This is a genomic window from Ensifer sp. Root142 (assembly GCF_001426785.1).
Lineage (GTDB): Bacteria > Pseudomonadota > Alphaproteobacteria > Rhizobiales > Rhizobiaceae > Ensifer > Ensifer canadensis.
This window is the reverse complement of record NZ_LMFK01000012.1, coordinates 289,046-304,286: the sequence shown is the minus strand read 5'-3', so window position 1 is coordinate 304,286 and position 15,241 is coordinate 289,046. Positions and strand designations below refer to the sequence as shown.

General features: G+C 62.8%; 13 protein-coding genes. 6 read left to right on the top strand and 7 right to left on the bottom strand.

The window, feature by feature from the left end; translation table 11 throughout:
• Positions 1-130 precede the first annotated feature (130 nt).
• From ASD52_RS13960 to ASD52_RS13950, 3 genes are all read left to right on the top strand, one after another.
• Positions 131-1,534, top strand: a complete 1,404-nt coding sequence (locus ASD52_RS13960) for a cytochrome ubiquinol oxidase subunit I (protein ID WP_025425849.1) — start codon at positions 131-133, stop codon at positions 1,532-1,534.
• Positions 1,524-2,528 (top strand): cytochrome d ubiquinol oxidase subunit II, encoded by a 1,005-nt coding sequence (cydB, locus tag ASD52_RS13955; protein ID WP_025425848.1) that lies wholly within the window; start codon positions 1,524-1,526, stop codon positions 2,526-2,528. Before ASD52_RS13960 ends, cydB begins: the two co-directional genes overlap by 11 nt.
• A 442-nt stretch (positions 2,529-2,970) precedes the next feature.
• Complete coding sequence (locus tag ASD52_RS13950) at positions 2,971-3,288, top strand: chorismate mutase family protein (RefSeq protein ID WP_025425846.1); 318 nt, start codon at positions 2,971-2,973, stop codon at positions 3,286-3,288.
• Between the two features lie 9 nt (positions 3,289-3,297).
• On the opposite strand, the gene galE is transcribed toward ASD52_RS13950, so the two are convergent.
• From galE to mscL, 3 genes are all read right to left on the bottom strand, one after another.
• Complete coding sequence (gene galE / locus ASD52_RS13945; RefSeq protein WP_025425845.1) at positions 3,298-4,320, bottom strand: UDP-glucose 4-epimerase GalE; 1,023 nt, start codon at positions 4,318-4,320, stop codon at positions 3,298-3,300.
• Between the two features lie 286 nt (positions 4,321-4,606).
• On the bottom strand, positions 4,607-5,773 hold the full coding sequence (locus ASD52_RS13940; protein WP_025425844.1) for a pyridoxal phosphate-dependent aminotransferase: 1,167 nt from the start codon (positions 5,771-5,773) through the stop codon (positions 4,607-4,609).
• A gap of 257 nt (positions 5,774-6,030) precedes the next feature.
• Positions 6,031-6,459 carry a large conductance mechanosensitive channel protein MscL gene (gene mscL / locus ASD52_RS13935; RefSeq protein WP_025425843.1) on the bottom strand — a complete coding sequence of 143 codons (429 nt, stop codon included), beginning with the start codon at positions 6,457-6,459 and terminating at the stop codon, positions 6,031-6,033.
• Between the two features lie 271 nt (positions 6,460-6,730).
• Here mscL and ASD52_RS13930 point away from each other — a divergent pair, with 271 nt between their 5' ends.
• Entirely contained in the window at positions 6,731-10,234 is a 3,504-nt protein-coding gene (locus tag ASD52_RS13930) for a PAS domain-containing hybrid sensor histidine kinase/response regulator (protein WP_057224650.1), read from the top strand.
• Between the two features lie 125 nt (positions 10,235-10,359).
• Here the strand turns inward: ASD52_RS13930 and ASD52_RS13925 are convergent, their stop codons facing one another.
• Together ASD52_RS13925 and ASD52_RS13920 are read right to left on the bottom strand one after the other, a co-directional pair.
• Complete coding sequence (locus ASD52_RS13925) at positions 10,360-11,010, bottom strand: response regulator transcription factor (RefSeq protein WP_057224647.1); 651 nt, start codon at positions 11,008-11,010, stop codon at positions 10,360-10,362.
• Between the two features lie 75 nt (positions 11,011-11,085).
• Positions 11,086-11,505, bottom strand: coding sequence for a hypothetical protein (locus tag ASD52_RS13920; RefSeq protein WP_025425840.1), 420 nt, complete (start codon positions 11,503-11,505; stop codon positions 11,086-11,088).
• A gap of 122 nt (positions 11,506-11,627) precedes the next feature.
• On the opposite strand from ASD52_RS13920, the gene ASD52_RS13915 reads away from it, so the two are divergent.
• Positions 11,628-11,975: a DUF952 domain-containing protein gene (locus ASD52_RS13915; RefSeq protein WP_025425839.1), complete on the top strand. Its 348-nt coding sequence runs from the start codon at positions 11,628-11,630 to the stop codon at positions 11,973-11,975.
• Positions 11,972-13,060, top strand: a complete 1,089-nt coding sequence (locus tag ASD52_RS13910; RefSeq protein ID WP_025425838.1) for a quinone-dependent dihydroorotate dehydrogenase — start codon at positions 11,972-11,974, stop codon at positions 13,058-13,060. The genes ASD52_RS13915 and ASD52_RS13910 overlap by 4 nt, the downstream gene beginning before the upstream one ends.
• On the opposite strand, the gene ASD52_RS13905 is transcribed toward ASD52_RS13910, so the two are convergent.
• Together ASD52_RS13905 and ASD52_RS13900 are read right to left on the bottom strand one after the other, a co-directional pair.
• Complete coding sequence (locus ASD52_RS13905; RefSeq protein ID WP_025425837.1) at positions 13,036-14,394, bottom strand: MATE family efflux transporter; 1,359 nt, start codon at positions 14,392-14,394, stop codon at positions 13,036-13,038. The genes ASD52_RS13910 and ASD52_RS13905 overlap by 25 nt on opposite strands.
• A 342-nt stretch (positions 14,395-14,736) precedes the next feature.
• Positions 14,737-15,240: a CAP domain-containing protein gene (locus tag ASD52_RS13900; protein WP_025425836.1), complete on the bottom strand. Its 504-nt coding sequence runs from the start codon at positions 15,238-15,240 to the stop codon at positions 14,737-14,739.
• Position 15,241: the final 1 nt, after the last annotated feature.

Genomic DNA, 15,241 nt, shown 5'->3' with positions numbered 1-15,241 from the left:
GAAAGGCACCGCGTAACGCCTTAGGTCGGAAACGATCCGAGGCCGAAAGTGCGCAGCAGACCAGAGAGCTGCAGTGAGCCTTGCGCGTCCAAATGGACACGCGGCGCTGCACGTCTGAAAGGATTGTGCCGTGTTTGAAAATTTCGATGCGACGATACTTGCCCGCATCCAGTTCGCCTTCACCGTCTCGTTCCACATCATCTTCCCCGCCTTTTCGATCGGGCTTGCGAGCTACCTTGCGGTGCTCGAAGCGTTGTGGCTGTGGAAGAAGGACGAGGTCTATCTCGAGCTCTTCAATTTCTGGAAGACGATCTTTGCCGTCGCCTTCGGCATGGGCGTCGTCTCCGGCATCGTCATGTCCTACCAGTTCGGCACCAACTGGAGCGTCTTTTCCGACAAGGCAGGGCCGATCATCGGGCCGCTGATGGGCTACGAGGTGTTGACCGCCTTCTTCCTCGAGGCGGGGTTCCTGGGCGTCATGCTCTTCGGCCTCAACCGCGTCGGCCCGAAACTGCATTTTCTGGCGACTGCCATGGTCGCGATCGGCACGCTGATCTCGGCCACCTGGATCCTTTCGGCAAATTCGTGGATGCAGACGCCGAGGGGCTTCGAGATCAATGCGGTCGGCCAGTTTGTGCCGGTCGATTGGTGGGCTATCGTCTTCAACCCGTCCTTTCCCTATCGCCTGGTGCACATGGTGCTTGCCGCCTATCTGACGACCGCCTTCGTCGTCGGCGCCTGCGGCGCCTGGCACCTCATCCGCAAGACGGCGCCGCGCCGGGCGCGAAAGATGTTCTCGATGGCGATGTGGATGGCGGCGATCGTTGCGCCGATCCAGATCTTTGCCGGCGACATGCACGGCCTCAACACGCTGGAACATCAACCGGCCAAGGTGATGGCGATGGAAGGCCACTACCAGAGCCACCCGGACGGCGCGCCGCTCATCCTCTTCGGCATTCCCAATTCCGCCGAAAAGCGCGTCGACTACGCCATCGACGTGCCGAAGCTGTCGAGCCTCATCCTCAAGCACGATCTCAATGCGCCGCTTGCCGGCCTCGACACCATTCCCGACGAACTGCATCCGCCTGTTGGTATCATCTTCTGGTCGTTCCGCGTCATGGTCGGCCTCGGCTTCGCCATGCTCGGTATCGGGCTGTGGAGCCTGTGGTGTCGGTATCGCGGCACGCTTGACAGCAATGCCTGGCTACACCGTGCAGCAGTCCTCATGGGCCCGGCCGGCTTCGTCGCCGTGCTTGCCGGTTGGATCACCACGGAGGTCGGCCGCCAGCCCTATACGGTCTACGGCCATCTGCTGACGGCAGACTCGGTCGCACCGATTGCGGCCCCTGCCGTCGGCGCTTCGCTGCTGGCCTTCATCATCGTCTACTTCTTCGTTTTCGGCGCAGGCACTTTCTACATCCTGCGGCTGATGGCGCGGCTGCCGCGTGATCCGACGCCGGATCTCGACGAGGGGCCGATCCGCACGGCCGGTGCCGCCCTCGCCAACCCCCATGGAGGTCATCATGGACATTGATCTGCCGCTGATTTGGGCCGGCATCATCGCGTTTGCGGTGCTCGCCTATGTCATCCTCGACGGGTTCGACCTCGGTGTCGGCATCCTTTTCCCGTTCTTTCCGCAAAAGCATGATCGCGACGTGATGATGAACTCGGTCGCACCCGTCTGGGACGGCAACGAGACCTGGCTCGTGCTGGGCGGTGGCGGCCTGATGGCGGTGTTCCCGCTCGCCTACGCCACCATCCTGCCGGCACTTTACGCGCCCATCATCGCCATGGTCATCGGCCTTATCTTCCGTGGCGTTGCCTTCGAATATCGCTGGCGCACCAAGCGGGCCGAGTATCTCTGGAACTGGGCCTTTGCCGGCGGCTCGATGCTCGCCGCATTTGCCCAAGGCATCACGCTGGGGGCGCTGGTTCAGGGTATTCCGGTTGAGAACCGGGCCTATACCGGCGGCTGGTGGGACTGGTTGACGCCATTCTCGATCATGACCGGCATCGCCGTCGTCGTCGGCTATGCACTGCTCGGCGCCACCTGGCTTGTCATGAAGACCCATGGGGATCTGGCGGAGCGGGCTCGCAGCCTTGCCCTCAAATGCTCGTTCGGCACAATCGCCGCCATGGGCATCGTCAGCCTGTGGACGCCCTTCCTCGAACCGCTCTATCTGCAGCGCTGGTTCGGCTGGCCGACGGCAATCTTCAGCATCATCGTGCCACTGCTGGTGCTCGGTTGCCTCTATCTTCTGATAACCGGCATCAGGACCCGTCATGACACCCGGCCGTTCCTTGCCGCGCTGGGGCTGTTCGTGCTCGGCTATGCCGGCATCGGCATCAGCTTCTTTCCCTATATCGTGCCGCCATCGCTGACGATCTGGGATGCGGCGGCACCTGACGCCAGCCTGTCGTTCCTGCTTGCCGGCGCGCTGGTGCTGGTGCCGATCATCCTTGCCTATACCGGCTACGCCTATTGGGTCTTCCGCGGCAAGATCGACCCGGAGGAGGGCTACCATTGAAAAGCGAAACGGGAACCGGTCGCAAGCTTCTGTGGTTTGTCGGCCTCTGGTGTGCGGGCGTGGTGACCGTCACCGTCGTCGGCCTGATAATCAAGCTGATGATCGGCACCTGATCATGATGGTTCGGTGACAGGGCATAAAGCCTCGCTCAAGCTTGGCGGGTTAGCTTTTCCCAACACGTCAGCAGGCGATCGCCGCGGACGGAGACAGGACCGCACCCTCCTCCCTCGCCAAGCGATCGCCTGCTGAGGTGACCACCAACCCGGTGGCACCTGGTGATTACGGTCCCGGTGTCACCTCGTGATCACCGTTCCGCTGACACTGGGACCGTGCGACCCTGTTGCCTCTTCTCAGATCCCCCGCCGTTTGTTAGCAGTGCGCCGCAAGAGCGCCGCGTGCCCCTGCGGGCGCAAGGCATCCCTGCCGCAACCGGACGAGACAGATGCAAAAGACCCCAGCCGAATGCACTGATATGGCCGATGTGCGCGCCGAGATCGATCGGCTCGATCAGGCGCTGATGGCGCTTTTCGCCGAGCGCTGGGGCTATATCGACCGCGCCGCAGAGATCAAGCGGCCGCTGAAGCTGAAGGCCGATATCCCGGCGCGGGTCATGGAAGTGCGCGAGAATGCCCGCAAGAATGCCGAGAGCCAGAACCTGGACCCGGATTTCTACGAGGAGATCTGGGCACGGCTGATCAACCACGCGATCGCGCATGAACAAAAGATACTGGGCGAAACGAGCGACGATCAAACGCCCTGATCGAGGGCCTCAGACCAATCGCATCTGCGGGCGTGGCAGGTCGTAGCTGTTCTTGCGTGAAAGATGCTCTTCCCAGGCGAAGGCGCTCTCTACGATCTGGTCAAGACTTGCATGGGCCGGCACCCATCCAAGCTTCAGCCGTGCGAGCGCGGGATCGGCAACGATGCGAGCGATATCGCCCGGTCGCCGCGGCCCATGCTTAACCGCAATGTCACGGCCAGAGATGCGCCTGATGGTGTCGATGACCTGCAACACCGAAAAACCCTCGCCGTAGCCGCAATTGCTGATCAACGGCTCGCCACCGGCCCTGAGATAGGCAAGCGCACGCATGTGGGCTTCGACGAGGTCGGCCACGTGGATGTAATCGCGGATGCCGGTGCCGTCGGGCGTGGAATAATCCGTGCCGTAGATATCGACCTTCGGCCGCTTGCCGAGCGCGGCTTCACAGGCGACCTTGATCAGATGGGTTGCGCCGGTCGTCGACTGACCTGTCCTACCCAGGGGATCGGCGCCGGCGACGTTGAAATAGCGCAGCGCCACATAGCTGAAATCGTGGGCTGCAGCGGCATCCCGCAGGATCAATTCGGCCATCAGCTTCGATAGCCCATAGGGGCTTTCGGGGTGGAGGGCTGTCGTCTCGCGCACGGGTTCCGCGCCGTCCTGGCTGCCATAGACGGCCGCCGTCGACGAGAAAACGAAACCGCCGATCCCCGCTTTCACGCCGGCCTCTATCAGCGTACGCGTGTTGCCGGTGTTGTTTTCGTAATAGGCAAGCGGGTTGGCAACCGATTCAGGAACGATCGCCGAACCGGCGAAATGCACGACCGCATCGATGCTGTTCTCGTCGAAGATGCGTGCCAGCAATACCTTGTCGCCGACATCGCCACGGTAGAAACGCGCCTCTGATGGCACGGCCCAGCGGAAACCGGTCGACAGTCGATCGAGCACGACCACATCCTCGTGGGCGTCGAGCAACGCCCACGTCATGTGGCTGCCGATATAGCCGGCACCGCCCGTTACCAACACAGCCATTTACTGCTTCCCGTTCCCTGGAACATAGGAGACAGCAAAACCCACAGATGCTTTCGGAATAGGTAAGGGCCGCACGTCTGCGCGGCCGCGGGACCACAATTCCTTGGTGTAGAGTTAAGAAATAGTCACGCCGAAAGGTCGGCGGGGCACTTACAGCGCCGCGCGTCAAATCTGACGCGCTAAGGACGCTGTAACATTCTAAACTTGCTGCATAATTTTTGCCTTAAATCTATCCTGATTTAAGGAATTATGCAGGAGCGCACGCCGACCTAAGCGATGGCGACCGTTACCGACCGAGAATGTAATTTTGCAGGCGGTGTGCCGCTTCCGCGACCTGCGCCGGATCACGCAGGAAGCAGGCGCGCATGAACAAGGAGCCGCCATCGCCGAATGCGGTTCCCGGCGCAAGGCCAACGCCTGTCTTGTCGACGATGTCGATCGCCGCAGCGCGCGAATCCGTGACGCCGTCGATCTTGAGGAACGTATAGATCGCACCGTCCGGCTTCAGCGTTTCGACCCGATTGGTGGCGATCAGCGCGTCGCACAAGAGGTCACGGCTCTGTGCGGCCTTGGCAATGTTGGCGTCGACGAAAGCATCGCCCTCTTCCAACGCCACGACGGCGCCGCGCTGCATGAACTGCGCCACGCCTGAGGTTGCATATTGCACCAGGTTTTCAAGCACCTGGCCGATTGCCGGCGGGGCGACGATCCAGCCGACGCGCCAACCGGTCATCGACCAGTTCTTGGAGAAGGAGTTGACGAAGATGATGCGCTCGTCGTCGTCCATCACATCAAGGAAAGAAGGCGCCCGGCCGCCTGCGTAGTGATAAAGCGCATAGATCTCGTCGGCGACGATCCAGAGGCCGTGCTTGCGCGCCAGCGCCAGAATGGCGCGAAGATCGTCATGGCTGGCGGTCCAGCCGGTCGGGTTGGACGGCGTGTTGATGAAGAGAGCCTTGGTCTTCGGACCGATTGCCGCTTCGAGCCGCTCGTGATCGAGCTGCCACGTGCCGTTTTCGAAGCGGAGCTCAACGGAGACGGGCTTGACGCCCGACAGCTCGGCAGCCGCGGCAAAATTCGGCCAAGCCGGGGTCAAAAGCACCATCTCGTCGCCCGGCGAGGTGATCGCCTCGATCGAAAGCTTGATTGCCTGCATGCCGGAGCCGGTGACATAGAAATGCTCCGGTGACAGGGTCTTCTGGAACCGGCGCTGGTAATAGCGCGACAGCGCTTCGCGCAGTGGCGGGATGCCGCGCTGCCAGGTGTAGAAGGTTTCTCCGGCGAGCAACGCTTCGCTGGCGGCCTCGGAAATGAAGGTCGGGGTCGAAAGATCGCCTTCGCCGACCCAGAGCGGGATCAGACCGTCGCGCCCACGGGCATAGTTCACGACCTCGACGATGCCGCTTTCCGGCGCCGAGAGTGCACGGGGACTGAGGGTGGTGATGATGGTCATCGACGGGCTCCTGGATCACGTTTTTGATTTGGTCGGGTTGGCTCGACCCAAATCAAAAACGTGATCGATTTTCATGAGTTAGAGCGGGATGCGGGCGGAAAACCGCCCACACTTTTCCTGATCCCGCTCCGGATCGCCCGTCGCTTCTAGCCGCTTTCGCAGCGGCGATCACGCGACTTTATCTGACCGGTTTATTGATTTCTGTGATGTTTCGCGGGCTTCGGTCGACGACGCCGGAGCCCGCGGGAAGAGGAAACTCAGGCGCGCTGCTTCAAGAGATCGCGGATTTCCGAAAGCAGCCGGACATCTTCCGGCGGCGGAGCGGCCGGCTCGGATTCCTTCTGCTTTTCGACCGATGCACGCACGCGGTTTACCGCTTTGATCATCAGGAAGATGATCCAAGCGAGGATCAGAAAGTTGATGAGGACAGTGATGAAGTTGCCATAGGCGAAGACGGCGCCCTGTTCACGGGCAGCGGCAAGAGACGTCGCCGTCACGTTGGCCGAGAGCGGCAGGAAGTAGTTGGAGAAGTCGAAACCGCCACCGGTGAGCGCACCGACAACGGGCATCACCAGGTCTTCGACGATCGACGTGACGATCTTGCTGAAAGCGGCGCCGATGATCACACCCACCGCGAGATCCATCACGTTCCCGCGGGCAACAAACTCTTTGAACTCATTCAGCATACGTCTCTCCGTATTATCCCCGTTGAAAGCGACCGCTGGCGCTGTCCCGCGCTGCAACCGTTTACGGAAACTAAACCAAAGCGGGCAGGGGGGAAACCATTCTTTGCCTTTGATCAAATCGTATGCAAGCGAGTTGCCCGATTGCGATCGCCCGCTGACGACACCGGCGGGCCGCGCGCTTTCTTCAACGCCGCCTTGAACTTAAGACTGATGCCGAGGCAATTCTCAACCTCTTGCAGTTGGCCTATGCTTGCCCCCGGAGGAATGAGGCATGCTCTCGGGTTCGGTCATCTTCGCCTCGGCCTTCGCCTATCTGCTGCTGCTTTTCGCAGTCGCAAGCTACGGCGACCGGCGGGCCAGGAAAAAAAGCACTGCGGTCAACGGCAGGCCGCTGGTCTATGCGCTGAGCCTTGCGATCTATTGCACGTCCTGGACCTATTTCGGCGGCATCGGCCTTGCGGCCGAGCGTGGCCTCGAGTTCACCGGCATCTATATCGGCCCGATCCTGATGTTCACGCTTGGCATGCCGCTGATCCGCAAGATCATCCGGCTTGCCAAGACCGAGAAGCTGACATCGGTCGCCGACTTCATCGCCGCCCGCCATGGCAAGAACCCGGCGGTGGCGGCGATCGTTGCGCTGATTTCGCTGGTGGGCGCCGTGCCCTATATTGCGCTGCAGCTGAAGGCGATCTCGAGCTCGGTCGCGGCGATGATCAACACCAGCGACTATGGCATCGGCGCCGGGCAAAGCTTCATCGACCTGCCGCTCCTCGTCACCCTGTTCCTCGCCTGCTTCGCCATCGTCTTCGGCACCCGCCATACGGATGCAACCGAACACCAGGACGGCCTGATCCTCGCGATCGCGATGGAATCGGTGGTCAAGCTGGTGGCGCTGATCACCGCCGGCCTCTACATCGTATTCGTGATTTTCGACGGGCCGACGCATCTGTGGACCCTCGCCCAGCAAAGCCCGGCGGTCGAAAAGGCGCTCTCCTACGAAACGCCGATCGCGCGCTGGATCCTGCTGATCGTCACCTCGGCCTTTGCGATCATCATGCTGCCGCGGCAGTTTCATGTCACTGTCGTCGAGAACCGCACCGAAGGCGAGTTGCGCACCGCCGGCATTCTCTTTCCGCTCTACCTCGTCGCCATCAACCTTTTCGTTCTGCCGATCGCCATTGCCGGCATCCTGACCTTCTCGGGATCCGGCGACGCCGACCTCTACCTGCTGACGCTGCCGCTCGCCAACGGCCTGCCGCTATTGACGCTGATTACCTTCATCGGCGGTTTTTCGGCAGCGACGGCCATGGTCATCGTTGCCTCCGTGGCGCTGTCGATCATGATTTCCAACGACATCGTCATGCCAGTCTTCCTGCGCCGCAATCTCGGCCAGCGCGGCGGGCTGCAGGAAAATCTCGCGGGCACACTGCTCAATATTCGCCGCACGGCGATCTTCGTCGTGCTTTTGCTCGGCTATGCCTATTACCGTTCGGCCGATATCAGCGCCGGCCTCGCCTCGCTCGGGCTTCTCTCCTTCGTTGCCATTTCGCAGATGGCACCTTCTCTGCTCGGCGGCCTGGTCTGGCGTCAGGCCAATGCCCGCGGCGCCATCTGCGGCATGGTCTCGGGCTTCTTCGTCTGGGCCTATCTCCTGTTCCTGCCGAGCCTCGGCGGACCGGATAATTCGCATGTCGCAACGACGGTCCTCAGTTTCCTGCTACCCTTCACCGAGGTCTTTTCCGGCACTGACGCCGATCCTCTGGTCAACGCCACCGCGCTCAGCCTGCTCGTCAATCTGACCATGTACGTGCTCGCCTCGCTGACCCGGGCACCCAAGCCGCTCGAACGTTTTCAGGCGGGGGTCTTCATCACCCGGCGCTCGCGCAGCGAGAGGGCGTTTCGCGGCCGAAAGACCAAGATCACCGTCCGCGACCTCAAGGCGACGATCGCCCGCTATATGGGCGACGAGCGCATGCAGCGTTCGTTCCATACCTATGAGCGCCAGTCCGGCCGCTGGCACGACGACAATGCGCCCGCCGACATGGCGCTGGTGCATTTTTCCGAGCAGCTGCTCGGCAGCGCCATCGGCTCGTCCTCGGCCCGCCTCGTGTTTTCGCTGGTGTTGCAACGGGTCGACGACACCTCGTCGGATACGGCCTGGCTGCTGGACCAGGCAAGCGAAGCGCTGCAGTACAATCAGGACATGCTGCAGACCGCGCTTTCGCAGATGGACCAGGGCATCGCCGTCTTCGACAACGCCAACAACTTGATCATCTGGAACCGGCGTTTCCGCCAGCTGCTCGACCTGCCGGAAGCCGCCGGCCAGGTGGGTTTCCCGCTTGCCGACATCGTCGCGATCCTCACCAAGCGGGGCGATATCCGCAAGGAGGACGAGAAGCGGCTGATCGCCAACTTCCTGACGCTCGACAAGCCATTCCTGATGGAGCTTGGAAACGGCCAGCAGATCATTGAAGTGCGCACCAACGCAATGCCCGACAAGGGTATCGTCACGACCTACACCGACATCACCCAGCGGGTCGCCGCCGACATGGCGCTGAAGCAGGCAAACGAGACGCTCGAGCTTCGGGTGGCCGAGCGCACCGGCGAACTGACCCGGGTGAACCACGAACTCGCCGAGGCTCGCGCCGCCGCCGAAGAGGCCAATATCGGCAAGACGCGCTTCTTTGCCGCCGCCGGCCACGACATCCTGCAGCCGCTCAACGCCGCCCGGCTCTACTCCTCCTCGCTGGTCGAACGCCTCGGGGAATCGGACAACAGCACGCTGGTGGAAAACATCGATTCCTCGCTGGAATCGGTAGAAGCCATTCTTGGTGCCGTTCTTGACATATCCCGCTTGGACACCGGCGCGATGAAGGCGCGCCTGCAGTCGGTCCCGCTCAACGACCTCTTGCGCCGGGTCGAGACGGATTTCGCGCCGATGGCACGGGCGAAAGACCTCGAGCTGGTGGTGATGCCGACGTCGCTGGTGGTGCGCACGGATCCGAACCTGCTCCGGCGCGTCGTGCAGAACCTGGTCTCGAACGCCGTCAAATACACGCTCCGAGGCAAGGTGCTCGTCGGCGTGCGCCGGCGCGGCAAGATGGCGACGATCGAAGTGCTGGATTCCGGCATCGGCATCCCGTCATCGAAGTTCCGCACCGTCTTCAAGGAGTTTGCGCGCCTCGACGAGGGCGCCCGCACCGCATCCGGGCTCGGCCTCGGGCTTTCGATCGTCGACCGGATTTCGCGGGTGCTTAACCATCCCGTCAGCCTGCAGTCCAAGCCCGGCAAGGGCACCGGTTTCAAGGTCACGGTGCCGCTCGATCCAACGGCGGGAGAACGGGTCGCCGTCCCGCCCGTGCCGACGACCAAGGCCAGCGAGGCGCTCAACGGCCTGCGCGTGCTCTGCATCGACAACGAGCCGCGCATCATCGAAGGCATGCGGGTGCTGCTATCGGGCTGGGGCTGCGTCGTCACGACGGCGGAATCGCTTAACGCCTGCACCGAGATGTCGACGTCCACGCAGGAGCGTCCGCACGCCATCATCGCCGACTACCATCTCGACGACGGCACCGGCATCGAGGCGATCGCGCGCATCCGGGCGCTGTTCGGCGACAACATACCGGCTTTGCTCGTCACCGCCGACCGGTCGCCGGAAGTGCGCGGCGCGGCGGAGCGCGACGGCGTCGGCCTGCAGAACAAGCCGGTGCGGCCAGCCGCCATGCGGGCATGGCTGACCCAGCTCTCGACGGCGGCAAAGACGGCTGCGGAATAGTCGCTAATGCGGTGTCGCGCATAAAGCGCGCTGCGTTCTTTTAGGAACGCTTTTCGAACTCAAAGCGCTGGTTCCGTCGCATGTCGCGATCGCAAAACCGGGTGCCCACTTTTGCGCGGGATGCTCTAGGCCGCCGCCACAGTACCGATCTTCGAAAGCTGGATGACGGCCTGCGTGCGGCTGTCGACGTTGAGCTTCAACAGGATCGCCGAGACATGCGCCTTGATGGTCGCCTCGGAAACCCCGAGCTCATAGGCGATCTGTTTGTTGAGCAGGCCCTCGCCGAGCATGCTCAGAACGCGCGATTGCTGCGGCGTCAAGGTTTGCAGCCGCTGCAGGAGATCGGCGACCTCCGGCTCGTATTCCTGCCCCTGCTCGTAGCCGGCCGGCACGAAGACTTCGCCGGCCATGACTTTCTCGATGCCATCGCGGATTTCCTCGATCCCCGCCGATTTCGACAGGAAGCCGGAGGCGCCGAGATCGAGCGCCCGGTGGATCGTCGCCGGGTCGTCATGTGCGGAAACCACCATGACCGGCAGGCTTGGAAATTCGGCGCGAAGGGCGATCAGGCCCGACAGGCCGCTGACGCCGGGCATGGTGAGGTCGAGCAGCATCAGGTCTGCGTCGGGACAATCGGCGGCGGCCTTGCGCGCGGTAGCGAAGTCGCCGGCTTCGACGATGGCAGGCGCGCCGGCCATGCCGCTCAATGCCTGCCGCATGGCGCCGCGAAAGAGCGGGTGGTCGTCTGCGATGATGATGGTCATGTCCGGCGTCATGTCGCTCCCTCCCAAGAGCTTCGGCTGCAGCCCGCGTCCCCACGCCGGTTGTAGCCGCACAGTCCGTCCGACCCGTCAGGTCTTCTGCGGCGACGTTCCGTCGCTGCTGCCTTCAAGATCCTTCACGATATCCATGAACTTGCGCATCATTCTTTCCATGATGCCCATTGTCCGGTCAATCTCTTCGTCGGTCGGAAGGTCCGGTTTTGCGACGGCCCCACCGGATTTAGCGGCCTTTTCCAACGCTTCCACCCGCTTGGTAAGGAGATCGATCTCCAATTCGAAAGCCGTGCGCTCATCGGCAGCCATGCGGCAAACGAGCTGACCGTCTTTCTCCTGGCAGAGCGAGACCTCGCCGGTCTGGGTGTCGAGCCGGGCAATGCCGGTGTCCGACTTCTGCATGGCGTAGCGACCGGGCGCCGGTTCCTGGGCGCGTGCGCCTGCGGCAAGGCCGAGGCTGCCGCCTATAAGCATGACTGCAATTGCTCTTCTCATGATTTCCTCTCCGTTGCGGACATACGGGCGGAAATCCGCCGGTGAAAGATCTTCAGCAATGGACAATCGCCGATATTTGCGGCAAGGCCACGACAGGATATCACGACGGACAAGCGGGCATCATGAGCTCAATCATATACAAGATCGTTCCGGCCGCACTATGGCAGGAAGCCAAACGCACCGGCCGTTTTGATGGCGCGCCCATCGACCTCGCGGACGGCTTCATCCACTTTTCGACCGGCGAGCAGGCGATCGAAACCGCCGCCCGCCACTTCGAAGGGCAGGAAGGCCTGCTGCTGGTGGCGATCGATGGCGATGCGCTCGGCGAAGAGCTGGTCTATGAGCCGTCACGCGGCGGTGCCCTTTTCCCGCATCTCTACGCACCGCTGTTCCTTTCGGCCGTCCTGTGGGAAAAGCCGCTGCCGCTCGGCGCCGATGGCCTTCACGTCTTCCCGGAACTCGAGGCATGACCAATCCCTTTGCCAATCTTGCCCGCCGCGGCCTTTTCCTCTTCGATCCGGAGGCAGCCCACGGACTGTCGATCAAGGCACTGAAGACCGGCCTCGTGCCGAGCTGTCCGTCCAGACAGGACAAGCGGCTTGCCCAGACCGTTGCCGGTATTGCCTTCCCCAATCCGCTCGGCATGGCAGCTGGATACGACAAGAATGCCGAGGTGCCGGAAGCGCTTTTGAAGATCGGCTTCGGCTTTACCGAAATCGGAACGGTGACGCCGCGTCCGCAATCGGGCAACGACAAGCCGCGCATCTTCCGCCTGGTGGAAGACGAAGCGGTGATCAATCGCCTCGGCTTCAACAATGAGGGCCACGGCGCAGCCCTGGCCCGCCTCAAGGCCTGCTCGCGCGACGCGCTGATCGGCGTCAATATCGGCGCCAACAAGGACAGTGCCGATCGCATCGGCGACTATGTCAGCGGCATCCACACCTTCTACTCCGTCGCCAGATATTTCACCGCCAACATCTCCTCGCCGAACACGCCCGGTCTTCGCGACCTGCAGGCGCGCGAAAGTTTGGCGACGCTGCTTTCGGCCGTGCTTGCCGCGCGCGACGAGGAAGCCTCGCGCAGCAACAGGCGCGTGCCGGTCTTCCTCAAGATCGCTCCCGATCTGACCGAGGAAGGCCTGGATGACATCGCGGCCGAAGTGCTCGCCCAAGATCTCGACGGGCTGATCGTCTCGAACACGACGCTTTCGCGCGATGGCCTCAAAGACCAGGCCCAGGCGAAGGAAGCCGGCGGCCTTTCCGGCAAGCCGCTGTTCGAGAAATCGACGGCCGTTCTTGCCCGGATGCGCAAGCGCGTCGGCCCGGCCCTGCCGATCATCGGTGTCGGCGGCGTCAGTTCGGCCGAAACGGCTGCAGAGAAGATCCGCGCCGGCGCCGACCTGGTCCAGCTCTATTCCTGCATGGTCTATGAAGGTCCGGCGCTGCCCGGCCGGATCGTGCGCGGGCTTTCCGAGCTCTGCGATCGCCAGGGCCTGACATCGATCCGCGACCTTCGTGACAGCCGCCTCGACTACTGGACCGAACGAAAGGTCTGACCGGCCTTTGCCGGAATTCTGGCGAGCAGGAACAGGCCACGCATCAGCAGGAACAGGTTGAGCCCCGCCCATAGGCCGTGATTGCCGAAGGCGGGGACAAGGATCCCCAGGGCGGCTATGTATCCGACCAGGGCTGCCAGCATCATGTTGCGCATGTCGCGCGACCAGGTAGCGCCGATGAAGACCCCATCCATCAGGAAGGCGAGCGCGCCGGTCATCGCCGTCAGGGCCGCCCAGGGCAGATATTCGTAAGCGACCATGCGAACGTCTTGCGCCGTGGTCAAGAGATCGACCATCCCGCGGCCGAAAAGCAGGAGCGCCATCGTCGTCAAGGCGGCGAGACCGAGCGACCATGCCATCGTCAGCTTCAGTGCCCGATCGAAAGCCGGACGGTAATGGGCACCGATCGAACGGCCGATCAGTTGCTCGGCCGCATTGGCAAGCCCGTCGAGATAATAGCCGGCAACGAGAAAAATGGTCATCAGCACCGCGTTCGCCGCCAGCGTCACCGGGCCGAAAGCTGTGCCGATCCGCGTTATCAGCGCGAAGGCCGCGACGAGAACGAAGGACCGGATCATGATGTCGCGGTTGAGCCCGAACAGCGGCCGGAGCCGTTCGCGGTCGAAGATCATCGCCCAGCTCGGCGCGTCCGTCCTGTCGAAGCGGCCATAGACGATGGCAAAGCCGACCAGAGCGCCGATGACCTCGCCGGTCACGGTTGCGATCGCGACACCGGCGACACCCCAGCCCAGGATCAATCCGAGTAGGATCGACAGCACAATGTTGACCCCGTTGATCAAAGCCTGCAGCAACAGCCCGGTCGTGCCCTGGCCGCGCCCGAGCACAAAGCCGAGGATAGCATAATTGGCAAGTGCCGCCGGGGACGAGAGGATGCGACAGAGGAAATAGGTGCGCGTAACAGCTTCCACTTCTGCCGGTGGGTCCATCAGCCAGAGACCACCGGCGAGCAAAAGCGGCGACAGGGCGACAACCGTAACACCGGCCGCAAGCGCGATCACCAGCGAGCGCCAGAACACGGCCTGCTGTTCGCGCCGGTCACCCCGACCATAGGCCTGCGCGACAAGGCCCGTCGTGGCGGCGCGCAGGAAATTGAAGGTGGTGAAGATCAGGTCGAAGATTATCGCCCCGACAGCAAGTCCGGCCAGCAGCGTCGCCTGGCCCATGCGGCCGACCACCGCGGTATCGACGAGGCCGAGCAACGGCGTGGTCAGAAAGCCCAGCGTCATCGGCAGCGCAATCGCCAGGATCAGCCGGTGGGTGACCTCAAAGGGGCCGGCGGTTTCGGTCTGCGCGGCGGGAGAAATGGCGGTCATCGAACGGTCCAGGGGAATGAGTGCGTGACGACCGTTTTAGGGAAAGATCATAGGCGGGCGCAAGAGACTGCGGTTGGTGACAGCAGTCGATACCTCAGCGCCACGATGGCCCCTCACCCTAACTCTCTCTCCGCTTGCGGGGAGAGAGGACGCACACGGGCGACAGATGCCGAATGCCTCGTAGGTTTGCAGGCAAGATTGGAGCTGCCGGCAAGCCCGCGGGAAAACGCAACGTCCCGATGGAAGGCAAAACGGTAGAGCGTCGTCCCTTCTCCCCGCCCGCGGGGAGAAGGTCCGGGGGATGAGGGGCGGCCTCGAACGCGGTGACAGAGAAACGAGCGATCAGCCCGCCAGCACCATGGCCCAATAGGGCCGGTTGCCCGAAGCGGCGTTTTGCGCCACGGCCACGCCGAGACCACGATAGTTGCCAAGCATGTTTTCCAGATGCTTCGGCGATTTGTACCAGGCGTCATAGGCGCGTTCGGCGTCGTCCTGGCCGACAGCGATGTTCTCGGCAGCCGGAAGGACCACGCCCTGGCTCTTCATCCTGTCGTAGAAACTGTCGTTCCAGCCGATCAGGTGCTGCATCTTGCCGACCTTGGCCATTCTCGCCGCCTGGCTCATGGCCGCAGCGGAAGCCGCCTTGTCCGCCACCAGCGGCGACAGGCCCTTGTTCTTGCGCAGGACGTTGACATAGCCGAGGCTCGCCGCGGTCTGGTCGCTGCCGGTGCCAGTTGCCGGCGACAGCACGTTGGATGTGGTGCAGCCGGCGAGAGCGCCAAGCGAAAGCACGGCACCGGCGCGCAGAAAGCCGCGGCGCTCGATGAGGAAAAGCTGATCCTTCATG